Annotated in this window: 7 protein-coding genes, 2 tRNA genes and 3 rRNA genes; 2 read left to right on the top strand and 10 right to left on the bottom strand. The window is 56.9% G+C overall.

Annotated features, from left to right (window positions below; translation table 11 throughout):
- Window positions 1-169: 169 nt before the first annotated feature.
- From rrf to C3F38_RS03740, 5 genes are all read right to left on the bottom strand, one after another.
- A 5S ribosomal RNA gene (rrf, locus tag C3F38_RS03760) occupies window positions 170-285 on the bottom strand.
- Window positions 286-384: 99 nt separating this feature from the next.
- Window positions 385-3,292: ribosomal RNA gene (locus C3F38_RS03755) — 23S ribosomal RNA — on the bottom strand.
- A 207-nt stretch (window positions 3,293-3,499) separates the two neighbouring features.
- Window positions 3,500-3,575, bottom strand: a tRNA-Ala gene (locus C3F38_RS03750).
- A 38-nt stretch (window positions 3,576-3,613) separates the two neighbouring features.
- Window positions 3,614-3,690: transfer RNA gene (locus C3F38_RS03745), tRNA-Ile, on the bottom strand.
- Window positions 3,691-3,764: 74 nt separating this feature from the next.
- Window positions 3,765-5,306, bottom strand: a 16S ribosomal RNA gene (locus C3F38_RS03740).
- The 16S, 23S and 5S rRNA genes sit together here with 2 tRNA genes alongside, the layout of an rRNA operon.
- A 635-nt stretch (window positions 5,307-5,941) precedes the next feature.
- Between C3F38_RS03740 and purH the strand changes: the two genes are divergently transcribed.
- Together purH and purD are read left to right on the top strand one after the other, a co-directional pair.
- Window positions 5,942-7,531 (top strand): bifunctional phosphoribosylaminoimidazolecarboxamide formyltransferase/IMP cyclohydrolase, encoded by a 1,590-nt coding sequence (gene purH / locus C3F38_RS03735; protein ID WP_100247391.1) that lies wholly within the window; start codon window positions 5,942-5,944, stop codon window positions 7,529-7,531.
- A 48-nt stretch (window positions 7,532-7,579) separates the two neighbouring features.
- Window positions 7,580-8,863, top strand: a complete 1,284-nt coding sequence (gene purD / locus C3F38_RS03730; protein ID WP_055317536.1) for a phosphoribosylamine--glycine ligase — start codon at window positions 7,580-7,582, stop codon at window positions 8,861-8,863.
- Window positions 8,864-8,911: 48 nt separating this feature from the next.
- Here purD and C3F38_RS03725 read toward each other — a convergent pair whose 3' ends face one another.
- The 5 genes from C3F38_RS03725 to hemE all read right to left on the bottom strand — a co-directional run bounded on the left by C3F38_RS03725 (window position 8,912) and on the right by hemE (window position 12,481).
- A complete protein-coding gene (locus C3F38_RS03725) occupies window positions 8,912-9,583 on the bottom strand; it encodes a DUF1481 domain-containing protein (RefSeq protein ID WP_080479052.1) in 672 nt (223 codons plus the stop codon).
- 36 nt (window positions 9,584-9,619) lie between these two features.
- Window positions 9,620-9,892 (bottom strand): nucleoid-associated protein HU-alpha, encoded by a 273-nt coding sequence (gene hupA / locus C3F38_RS03720; protein WP_004929874.1) that lies wholly within the window; start codon window positions 9,890-9,892, stop codon window positions 9,620-9,622.
- Window positions 9,893-10,081: 189 nt separating this feature from the next.
- A complete protein-coding gene (locus C3F38_RS03715; protein ID WP_025160203.1) occupies window positions 10,082-10,672 on the bottom strand; it encodes a YjaG family protein in 591 nt (196 codons plus the stop codon).
- A 48-nt stretch (window positions 10,673-10,720) separates the two neighbouring features.
- Window positions 10,721-11,407 carry a deoxyribonuclease V gene (gene nfi / locus C3F38_RS03710; protein ID WP_055317534.1) on the bottom strand — a complete coding sequence of 229 codons (687 nt, stop codon included), beginning with the start codon at window positions 11,405-11,407 and terminating at the stop codon, window positions 10,721-10,723.
- Between the two features lie 9 nt (window positions 11,408-11,416).
- Entirely contained in the window at window positions 11,417-12,481 is a 1,065-nt protein-coding gene (gene hemE / locus C3F38_RS03705) for a uroporphyrinogen decarboxylase (RefSeq protein ID WP_033636735.1), read from the bottom strand.
- Between the last annotated feature and the right edge of the window lie 17 nt (window positions 12,482-12,498).

Genomic DNA, 12,498 nt, shown 5'->3' with positions numbered 1-12,498 from the left:
ATAATAAGTGAAAAAAAGCAAACACACCCTAATCAAAGGCCCTTCGAGGCCTTTTCTCTGGCTGTTTATCGGAGAGAAGCAGGGGAAAGCAGCGCAGCTGCGCTTTTTTACGTTTTACGCATAGCAAAAAGCCCTGAACGTCAGTTCAGGGCTTTCGGCTTGGTTTGATGCCTGGCAGTGTCCTACTCTCGCATGGGGAGACCCCACACTACCATCGGCGCTACGGCGTTTCACTTCTGAGTTCGGCATGGGGTCAGGTGGGACCACCGCGCTATTGCCGCCAGGCAAATTCTGTTTTATTCCAACCGCTTCACTCTCCTGAAGCCATCAGAACCAATCTCGGAACTTCGCTGAAAATCTCTCTAAAAACACCTTCGGTGTTGTAAGGTTAAGCCTCACGGATCATTAGTACTGGTTAGCTCAATGCATCGCTGCACTTACACACCCAGCCTATCAACGTCTTAGTCTTAAACGTTCCTTCAGGGGCCTTAAAGGCCCAGGGAAGACTCATCTTGAGGCAAGTTTCGCGCTTAGATGCTTTCAGCGCTTATCTTTTCCGCACTTAGCTACCGGGCAATGCCATTGGCATGACAACCCGAACACCAGTGGTGCGTTCACTCCGGTCCTCTCGTACTAGGAGCAACCCCTCTCAATCTTCCAACGCCCACGGCAGATAGGGACCGAACTGTCTCACGACGTTCTAAACCCAGCTCGCGTACCACTTTAAATGGCGAACAGCCATACCCTTGGGACCTACTTCAGCCCCAGGATGTGATGAGCCGACATCGAGGTGCCAAACACCGCCGTCGATATGAACTCTTGGGCGGTATCAGCCTGTTATCCCCGGAGTACCTTTTATCCGTTGAGCGATGGCCCTTCCATTCAGAACCACCGGATCACTAAGACCTACTTTCGTACCTGCTCGAGCCGTCACTCTCGCAGTCAAGCTAGCTTATGCCTTTGCACTAACCTCACGATGTCCGACCGTGATTAGCTAACCTTCGTGCTCCTCCGTTACTCTTTGGGAGGAGACCGCCCCAGTCAAACTACCCACCAGACACTGTCCTCACCCCAGATTATGGGGCCGAGTTAGAACATCAAACATTAAAGGGTGGTATTTCAAGGATGGCTCCACGCAGACTGGCGTCCACGCTTCAAAGCCTCCCACCTATCCTACACATCAAGGCTCAATGTTCAGTGTCAAGCTATAGTAAAGGTTCACGGGGTCTTTCCGTCTTGCCGCGGGTACACTGCATCTTCACAGCGAGTTCAATTTCACTGAGTCTCGGGTGGAGACAGCCTGGCCATCATTACGCCATTCGTGCAGGTCGGAACTTACCCGACAAGGAATTTCGCTACCTTAGGACCGTTATAGTTACGGCCGCCGTTTACTGGGGCTTCGATCAAGAGCTTCGCCTTGCGGCTGACCCCATCAATTAACCTTCCAGCACCGGGCAGGCGTCACACCGTATACGTCCACTTTCGTGTTTGCACAGTGCTGTGTTTTTATTAAACAGTTGCAGCCAGCTGGTATCTTCGACTGGCTTCAGCTCCATCCGCAAGGGACTTCACCTACATGCCAGCGTGCCTTCTCCCGAAGTTACGGCACCATTTTGCCTAGTTCCTTCACCCGAGTTCTCTCAAGCGCCTTGGTATTCTCTACCTGACCACCTGTGTCGGTTTGGGGTACGATTTAATGTTACCTGGAGCTTAGAGGCTTTTCCTGGAAGCAGGGCATCAACTACTTCTGCACCGTAGTGCATCGTCATCACGCCTCAGGGTTGATATGCAACCGGATTTACCAGGTCACACCCCCTACACGCTTAAACCGGGACAACCGTCGCCCGGCTAGCCTAGCCTTCTCCGTCCCCCCTTCGCAGTAACACCAAGTACAGGAATATTAACCTGTTTCCCATCGACTACGCTTTTCAGCCTCGCCTTAGGGGTCGACTCACCCTGCCCCGATTAACGTTGGACAGGAACCCTTGGTCTTCCGGCGAGCGGGCTTTTCACCCGCTTTATCGTTACTTATGTCAGCATTCGCACTTCTGATACCTCCAGCAACCCTCACAGGCCACCTTCAACGGCTTACAGAACGCTCCCCTACCCAACAACGCCTAAGCGTCGCTGCCGCAGCTTCGGTGCATGGTTTAGCCCCGTTACATCTTCCGCGCAGGCCGACTCGACCAGTGAGCTATTACGCTTTCTTTAAATGATGGCTGCTTCTAAGCCAACATCCTGGCTGTCTATGCCTTCCCACATCGTTTCCCACTTAACCATGACTTTGGGACCTTAGCTGGCGGTCTGGGTTGTTTCCCTCTTCACGACGGACGTTAGCACCCGCCGTGTGTCTCCCGTGATAACATTCTTCGGTATTCGGAGTTTGCATCGGTTTGGTAAGCCGGGATGGCCCCCTAGCCGAAACAGTGCTCTACCCCCGAAGATGAGTTCACGAGGCGCTACCTAAATAGCTTTCGGGGAGAACCAGCTATCTCCCGGTTTGATTGGCCTTTCACCCCCAGCCACAAGTCATCCGCTAATTTTTCAACATTAGTCGGTTCGGTCCTCCAGTTAGTGTTACCCAACCTTCAACCTGCCCATGGCTAGATCACCGGGTTTCGGGTCTATACCTTGCAACTATTCGCCCAGTTAAGACTCGGTTTCCCTACGGCTCCCCTATACGGTTAACCTTGCTACAAAATATAAGTCGCTGACCCATTATACAAAAGGTACGCAGTCACACCACGAAGGTGCTCCCACTGCTTGTACGTACACGGTTTCAGGTTCTATTTCACTCCCCTCGCCGGGGTTCTTTTCGCCTTTCCCTCACGGTACTGGTTCACTATCGGTCAGTCAGGAGTATTTAGCCTTGGAGGATGGTCCCCCCATATTCAGACAGGATGTCACGTGTCCCGCCCTACTCATCGAACTCACGACCTGTGCATTTTAGTGTACGGGGCTATCACCCTTTACTGCGCGACTTTCCAGACGCTTCCACTAACACACAAGCCGATTCAGGTTCTGGGCTCCTCCCCGTTCGCTCGCCGCTACTGGGGGAATCTCGGTTGATTTCTTTTCCTCGGGGTACTTAGATGTTTCAGTTCCCCCGGTTCGCCTCATGCCACTATCTATTCATGACATGATAGTGTGTCGAAACACACTGGGTTTCCCCATTCGGGTATCGCCGGTTGTAACGGTTCATATCACCTTACCGACGCTTTTCGCAGATTAGCACGCCCTTCATCGCCTCTGACTGCCTAGGCATCCACCGTGTACGCTTAGTCACTTAACCTCACAACCCGAAGATGTTTCCATCGTTCGTGCTGCAAACATTTGAGAGACTCTATGACAGGTTACTCTTTATCCCAGTACTTCTACGGAGGGATAAATTTCAGCCGTCATGTTTCAATTTTCAGCTTGTTCCAGATTGTTAAAGAGCAAAATACTTCGCAGCATACTGTCGCCAATATACTCTGAAGTATTGAAATACCGGACTATATGGTGGAGCTAAGCGGGATCGAACCGCTGACCTCCTGCGTGCAAGGCAGGCGCTCTCCCAGCTGAGCTATAGCCCCATACAGTCACGCGCAGTACCTTTTCCACTTCCGAGAAGTGGTAGGCCTGAGTGGACTTGAACCACCGACCTCACCCTTATCAGGGGTGCGCTCTAACCACCTGAGCTACAAGCCTATAAAGGTATTTCTGCTCGTTACTTTCTATCAGACAATCTGTGTGAGCACGCCACTCGAACTAATATCTTTAGGTAAGGAGGTGATCCAACCGCAGGTTCCCCTACGGTTACCTTGTTACGACTTCACCCCAGTCATGAATCACAAAGTGGTAAGCGCCCTCCCGAAGGTTAAGCTACCTACTTCTTTTGCAACCCACTCCCATGGTGTGACGGGCGGTGTGTACAAGGCCCGGGAACGTATTCACCGTAGCATTCTGATCTACGATTACTAGCGATTCCGACTTCATGGAGTCGAGTTGCAGACTCCAATCCGGACTACGACATACTTTATGAGGTCCGCTTGCTCTCGCGAGGTCGCTTCTCTTTGTATATGCCATTGTAGCACGTGTGTAGCCCTACTCGTAAGGGCCATGATGACTTGACGTCATCCCCACCTTCCTCCAGTTTATCACTGGCAGTCTCCTTTGAGTTCCCGGCCGAACCGCTGGCAACAAAGGATAAGGGTTGCGCTCGTTGCGGGACTTAACCCAACATTTCACAACACGAGCTGACGACAGCCATGCAGCACCTGTCTCAGAGTTCCCGAAGGCACCAATCCATCTCTGGAAAGTTCTCTGGATGTCAAGAGTAGGTAAGGTTCTTCGCGTTGCATCGAATTAAACCACATGCTCCACCGCTTGTGCGGGCCCCCGTCAATTCATTTGAGTTTTAACCTTGCGGCCGTACTCCCCAGGCGGTCGATTTAACGCGTTAGCTCCGGAAGCCACGCCTCAAGGGCACAACCTCCAAATCGACATCGTTTACAGCGTGGACTACCAGGGTATCTAATCCTGTTTGCTCCCCACGCTTTCGCACCTGAGCGTCAGTCTTCGTCCAGGGGGCCGCCTTCGCCACCGGTATTCCTCCAGATCTCTACGCATTTCACCGCTACACCTGGAATTCTACCCCCCTCTACGAGACTCTAGCTTGCCAGTTTCAAATGCAGTTCCCAGGTTGAGCCCGGGGATTTCACATCTGACTTAACAAACCGCCTGCGTGCGCTTTACGCCCAGTAATTCCGATTAACGCTTGCACCCTCCGTATTACCGCGGCTGCTGGCACGGAGTTAGCCGGTGCTTCTTCTGCGAGTAACGTCAATTGATGAACGTATTAAGTTCACCACCTTCCTCCTCGCTGAAAGTGCTTTACAACCCGAAGGCCTTCTTCACACACGCGGCATGGCTGCATCAGGCTTGCGCCCATTGTGCAATATTCCCCACTGCTGCCTCCCGTAGGAGTCTGGACCGTGTCTCAGTTCCAGTGTGGCTGGTCATCCTCTCAGACCAGCTAGGGATCGTCGCCTAGGTGAGCCATTACCCCACCTACTAGCTAATCCCATCTGGGCACATCTGATGGCAAGAGGCCCGAAGGTCCCCCTCTTTGGTCTTGCGACGTTATGCGGTATTAGCTACCGTTTCCAGTAGTTATCCCCCTCCATCAGGCAGTTTCCCAGACATTACTCACCCGTCCGCCGCTCGTCACCCAGGGAGCAAGCTCCCCCGTGCTACCGCTCGACTTGCATGTGTTAAGCCTGCCGCCAGCGTTCAATCTGAGCCATGATCAAACTCTTCAATTAAAAGCTTGATTTGCTTCCACTCGAGAAGCGATGCTCAAAGATTTACTGCATGAATTTTACTTCAGTTAGTCACTCTTCAAGACTTGATATTTTTTTGCATCCGAAGATGCTGGATATCGTCTTGTGGAGTGCCCACACAGATTGTCTGATAAATTGTTAAAGAGCAGTGAGTTAGGCGCTTTCGCTTGCTAACTCGAGGTGGCGTATATTACGCTTTCCTCTTTCAGAGTCAACCCTAATTTTCAGGATTTTTTCTCTTTCTTCCCGGTCACCGTGTGAAGTGAATCACTTGCGCCGTGTCGATGGAGGCGCATTATAGGGAGTTCCTCGCAGGCCGCAACAGGTATTTTCAGCAAAAACGATCGTTCGCTGCATTCCACAGCAAAACCCCGCCTTATACCCACTTGCACACAGTGTTATCCACAGATGCGATTTGTACGGAAAATTTACGAGCGCCACGCAAACGTTTTCGCTACAATTCCCCGCGACGAGACGATCCCCCTTTTTATGGGGGCGTTACCTGAATATGTGCCTGACCCTCCCTTTATAAGGCAAAAAACCTTCCTTATAGAGAGAACGAGGTGGACATTCACGTAACGCTCTTTAATTGCGACTCAAAGCCAAGGGATAAAACCATGCAACAACCTCGTCCAATCCGCCGGGCCCTGCTCAGCGTGTCTGACAAAGCCGGTATCGTTGAATTCGCCGAAGCGCTTTCCCAGCGCGGCGTTGAACTGCTCTCCACCGGCGGTACCGCCCGCCTGCTGGCAGACGCCGGTCTGCCCGTTACCGAAGTATCCGACTACACCGGCTTCCCGGAAATGATGGACGGACGAGTTAAGACCCTGCACCCGAAAGTTCACGGCGGTATCCTCGGCCGCCGCGGCCAGGACGACGCCGTCATGAACCAGCATGACATCAAGCCTATCGACATGGTGGTCGTCAATCTGTACCCGTTCGCCCAAACCGTGGCGCGCCCGGATTGCTCGCTGGAAGACGCGGTCGAGAATATCGATATCGGCGGCCCGACCATGGTGCGCTCCGCCGCCAAGAACCATAAAGACGTTGCCATCGTGGTGAAGAGCAGCGACTACGCCGCCATCATTACCGAGATGGACAACAACGACGGCTCTCTGCGCTATGCCACCCGCTTCGATCTCGCCATCAAGGCCTTCGAGCACACCGCCGCCTACGACAGCATGATCGCCAACTACTTCGGCGCGCTGGTGCCGGCGTACCACGGCGAGACCGAACAGCCGTCCGGCCGCTTCCCGCGTACCCTGAACCTCAACTACATCAAGAAGCAGGATATGCGCTACGGTGAGAACAGCCACCAGCAGGCCGCCTTCTATATAGAAGAAGAGGTAAAGGAAGCGTCCGTCGCGACCGCCGAGCAGCTGCAGGGCAAGGCGCTGTCCTATAACAACATCGCCGATACCGACGCCGCGCTGGAATGCGTGAAAGAGTTCGCCGAGCCGGCCTGCGTGATCGTCAAACACGCCAACCCTTGCGGCGTGGCGATCGGCGACGACATCCTGGCCGCCTACGAGCGCGCTTACCAAACCGACCCGACCTCCGCCTTTGGCGGCATCATCGCCTTTAACCGCGAGCTGGATGCCGCCACCGCGCAGGCGATCATCAGCCGCCAATTCGTGGAAGTGATCATCGCACCAAACGTCACCCAGGAAGCGCGCTCCCTGCTGGCAGCCAAGCAGAACGTGCGTGTGCTGGCCTGCGGCCAGTGGCAGCAACGCGTGGCGGGGCTGGACTTCAAACGCGTCAACGGCGGCCTGCTGGTGCAGGATCGCGATCTCGGCATGGTGACCGCCGCCGATCTGCGTGTGGTATCCGAGCGCCAGCCGACCGAACAGGAACTGCGCGACGCGCTGTTCTGCTGGAAAGTGGCCAAGTTCGTGAAATCCAATGCCATCGTTTATGCACGTGACAACATGACCATCGGCATAGGCGCCGGCCAGATGAGCCGCGTTTACTCCGCCAAGATCGCCGGCATCAAAGCAAGCGACGAAGGGCTGGAAGTGAAAGGGTCTGCCATGGCCTCCGATGCCTTCTTCCCGTTCCGCGACGGCATCGACGCCGCGGCGGCGGTCGGCATTACCTGCGTGATCCAGCCGGGCGGCTCTATCCGCGACGACGAAGTGATCGCCGCCGCCAACGAACACGGCATCGCCATGATCTTTACCGACATGCGTCACTTCCGCCATTAATTCCTTTTGCCGCGTGCGCTCCGGCGCACGCCATTCGTGGAGCCCCTGATGAACATTTTGATTATCGGCAACGGCGGGCGCGAGCACGCGCTGGCCTGGAAAGCCGCCCAGTCTCCGCTGGCGGATAAAGTCTACGTTGCGCCGGGCAATGCCGGCACCGCGCTGGAAGCCAATCTGGAAAACGTGGCGATCGCCGCCACCGACATCCCTGCGCTGGTCGCTTTCGCCCAGAGCCATGACATCGGTCTGACCATCGTCGGGCCGGAAGCGCCGCTGGTGATCGGCGTGGTCGACGCCTTTCAGGCCGTCGGCCTGAAAATCTTTGGCCCGTCGCAGGCCGCCGCGCAGCTCGAAGGCTCCAAAGCCTTCACCAAGGATTTCCTGGCGCGCCACCGCATCCCGACCGCCGAATATGAAAACTTCACCGAGGTGGAGCCGGCACTGGCCTATGTGCGCCGCAAAGGCGCACCGATCGTCATCAAGGCTGATGGCCTGGCGGCCGGTAAAGGCGTGATCGTCGCGATGACGTTGCAGGAAGCGGAAGAAGCCGTGCGTGACATGCTGGCCGGCAACGCCTTCGGCGACGCCGGTCATCGCATCGTGGTGGAAGAGTTCCTTGATGGTGAAGAGGCCAGCTTCATCGTGATGGTCGACGGCGAGAACGTGGTGCCGATGGCCACCAGCCAGGACCACAAGCGCGTCGGCGACGGCGATACCGGCCCGAACACCGGCGGTATGGGCGCCTACTCCCCGGCGCCGGTCGTGACCGACGAAATCCACCAGCGCGCCATGGATCAGGTGATTTGGCCAACGGTGCGCGGCATGGCGGCGGAAGGCAACACCTACGTCGGCTTCCTGTACGCCGGCCTGATGATCGCCGCCGATGGTCAGCCGAAGGTGATCGAATTCAACTGTCGTTTTGGCGATCCCGAAACCCAGCCCATCATGCTGCGCCTGCGTTCCGATCTGGTGGGACTGTGCCTGGCGGGCGCGGAAGGCCGCCTGAACGAGAAAAGCTCCGACTGGGACGAACGCCCTGCGCTCGGCGTAGTGCTGGCGGCCGGCGGTTATCCGGGCGACTATCGCAACGGCGAAGTTATCCAGGGATTGCCGCAGCAGGAAAGCGCCGACGGTAAGGTGTTCCATGCCGGAACGAACCTGCGAGGCAATGACGTCGTCACCAGCGGCGGCCGCGTGCTGTGCGTAACCGCGCTGGGCGACACCGTGGCTCAGGCGCAGCAACGCGCCTACCAGCTGGCCGAAGGCATTGAGTGGCCGGGCAGCTTCTGCCGCAAAGACATCGGTTATCGCGCGATTGCGCGCGGCAAGTGATTGACCGTATAAGGTCATGACGAGAGGCTCCGCAGCGCGGGGCCTTTTTTATAGCTGGTCTTCTTTCGGTTCCCAACTGCAGAAATCGTCGTTCGCTACCAGCAGCAGTTCGCTGCCTTCCGGCGCTTCCAACCAGGCGACACTCACCGGCCGGCTGCTGCTGCGGGCGCGTTTTTCGATCCAGGCGATGGCGGTGGCATCCAACCCAGGTTTTAAGCGCTGGCCGTCGCAGGTTTGCACTTCGCCCTGCATCCAACGCCCCTGCAGCAATTTGACCTTGCCGGCCCGCAGCGCATTGCTCACTTCGAGGATCCGTCGCGCCTGATATTGGTACAGGGCGATTTCATCACGGGTCAGCGGTTCGCGGCGTGTCGCCAGCTGGCGCTGCATAAAGCTCACCGTGCCGTCATCGGCAAAGCGCAGTTGAATGGAATCTCGATCGCCGTCGGCGTCATTGCGTTTGATTTGGCGCAGCACGTCGCCCTGATAGGTGTACAACGTGGTGATGGTACCCGGCCCCCGGTAGGGGCTATAGACGCTGACCAGCACCTGCGGGCGATGTTGCTCATCGTCTTTACGCCACAGGCGTATCACGCCCTGATCGGCCACAAAGCCGCTGGCGGTAAAGCTGGGAATATCGGAATGGAAACTGCAGGCGCTCAGACCGAGGGCGATGCCGGCGGCCATGAGCACCCGACGAGTAAACAAAAGGGGCGCCATCGCCCCTCTGTTTAATCTTTTCACCGAGGCGCGGTCTTATTTAACAGCGTCTTTCAGTGCTTTGCCAGAAACGAACGCAGGCACGTTGGCTGCTGCGATTTTGATTTCTTTGCCAGTCTGCGGGTTGCGGCCAGTGCGCTCGCTACGATGGTTTACTTTGAAAGTACCGAAGCCAACCAATTGTACTGCATCACCTTCTTTCAGAGACTCAGTAATAGCAGCCAGGGTGGATTCCAGAGCCAGTTTAGCTTGTGCTTTGGAAAGGTCAGCCTTGTCCGCGATTACATCAATCAGTTGAGTCTTGTTCATAAGTTATCCTTACAGTGTGTTTATCGTTTGCAAAGCATCGAGTGCGACGGATATGCCGATTGACAGCACTCTCCTGCATACACGCACCGATAGCCACTTTTTTTACGCCCCCCAAATGTAGACCAGACAGGGTGCGGATGTGAAGCCTTAAGGCATGACAAATCAGGCGTTAAATCACGTTTTGTTGCCTTATTGCGCTAAATTTATCCCGATGTTGCTGACACCCGCCTCTCGCAGGTCGGATCGCAGCCCCTTGATCAGGTCGATATCGCGCTCTTCACAGGCGTCCAACAGGCGGAAAATTTCCCATTGAATGTCCCATTCTTCCTCTACCGCAGGCAAACTTTCCAACTCTTCGTCGGTCATTTCCTTACCGGCTTGGGTCATTTCCAACATCGCCACGGTGCGAATCGATGTTTCGCTGATGGCGATGGCGTGCTCCAGCGTCTCCCCGCCGAGCCGCGAATGGATCAGTTCCCCTAATGCGATACAGGCATCAATTGCCGGGTAAACGCCGTAAAGATCGTAATCTTCCGCCGACGGAATCGCCTCTTCCAACTTCTCGAGCTGGCTGTCGAAGTTGACCTTGGCATCCTTCACTACCAGCGTTTCCCACACCAAATCCAGAATGCGGCGATAAACCGCCGGATCGCCGAACTCGGTCTGTTTGCAGAACATCTGGTAATTCGGGTACATACGCTCGCACAAACTGGCCATAAAGGTCAAATGTTGCCAGGCCTCGAGCCGTTCCAGGCGTAAATGAATCGGGTTACGTAGCATGCTTTACTCTCTTACGCGTTATCTGCGGCGCAGTGTACCCGAAATCGCTCATGGCGACACCTCCGGATGCTGCTGCAACCACCGCTGAAACGCCGGACGACGCGATGCGATGGCGTCGGCCCAGCGGGTCGGCTCGGGTAAACGGTAGCCCGCCATGCAGCGTTGCACCCACGCCAGCGCGCTGTCGGCGCCCACGCGATGCCCGGTGGAGATGAACAGCGGGTTGCAACGCGCCTTGCTGCGCCACACCCAGCCCAGCTGTTCACCCTTATCTTCCAACGGCGCCAGCGCGCCGACGGCGGCGTCCAGCGGTGCAAATTTGCCGCACAGGCGCTTCTTGGCCACGCCGACAGTCGGCACATCGACCAGCAGGCCGAAATGGCTGGCGACGCCGAGACGCCGCGGATGCGAAATACCGTGCCCGTCGACGAAGATCAGCCCCGGTTTCTGCTGCAGCTGCGCCCAGGCGGCCAACAGCGCCGGGTATTCGCGAAACGACAGGAAGCCCGGGATGTAGGGCATGACGGTGGCGATACGTGCCACCTGATACTCCACCAGCTCCAGCGACGGATAGCGCAGAATGGCGATGGCGGCGCGCGTCACCGCCCCCTCTTGTTCGAAGCCCACGTCGGCGCCGGCGATGAAGGCCGGCGGTTCGGCCGGCAGATCGTCGTAGCGAATGACTTCAGCCGCGCGCCGCAGCTGTTCGGCGCGCAGGGCCGCCATATCGGTCACATCGGATCCTTAACGGTGGTATTTCGCCGAGTGCGCGTGTACCGCCTCGACGAAGGCGCCGGCGTGCTCCGGCGGCACATCCTGATGGATGCCGTGGCCCAGGTTGAACACATGGCCGTTGCCGTGGCCAAAACCGGCCAGAATGGTCTCCACCTCTTCTGCGATACGCGCCGGGGAGGCATACAGCATCGACGGATCCATATTGCCCTGCAGCGCCACTTTGTCGCCGACGCGCCGACGCGCGTCGGCGATGTCGGTGGTCCAATCCAGCCCCAACGCATCGCAGCCGGTGGCGGCCATCGCCTCCAGCCACTGCCCGCCGCCTTTGGTGAACAGCGTCACCGGCACGCGGCGGCCGTCGTTTTCACGCAGCAACCCGTCGACGATCTTGTGCATGTAGTGCAAAGAGAACTCGCGGTAATCGCGCCCGGTCAGTACGCCGCCCCAGGTGTCGAACACCATCACCGACTGCGCGCCGGCTTTAATCTGGGCATTGAGGTACAGGATCACGCTGTCCGCCAGCTTGTCCAGCAACAGGTGCAGCGTGGCCGGTTCGGCATACATCATCTTCTTCAGCTTGGTGAAGGCTTTGCTGCTGCCGCCTTCGACCATATAAGTCGCCAGCGTCCACGGGCTGCCGGAGAAACCGATCAGCGGCACTTCGCCCTTCAGCTCGCGGCGAATGGTACGCACCGCGTTCATCACATAACCCAGCTCCACTTCCGGATCGAACACCGGCAGCTTGTCGACGTCGGCGCGGCAGGTCACGGGGGAGCTGAAACGCGGGCCTTCGCCGGCTTCAAAGTACAGGCCGAGCCCCATGGCGTCGGGAATGGTGAGAATGTCGGAGAACAGGATGGCGGCGTCCAGCGCATAGCGGCGCAGCGGCTGCAGCGTGACCTCGCAGGCCAGCTCCGCGTTCTTGCACAGCGACATGAAATCACCGGCCTGGGCGCGGGTCGCCTTGTACTCCGGTAAATAACGACCGGCCTGACGCATCATCCATACGGGGGTCACATCCACCGGCTGGCGCAGCAGCGCGCGCAGGTAGCGATCGTTCTTCAACTCAGTCATTTATGGGGCTCCCTTAA

It is taken from the genome of Serratia sp. SSNIH1 (assembly GCF_002935055.1).
GTDB classification, from domain to species: Bacteria; Pseudomonadota; Gammaproteobacteria; order Enterobacterales; family Enterobacteriaceae; genus Serratia; species Serratia nevei.
Note: the sequence above shows the minus strand (reverse complement) of the source record. Positions and strands in the feature narration are given on the sequence as shown.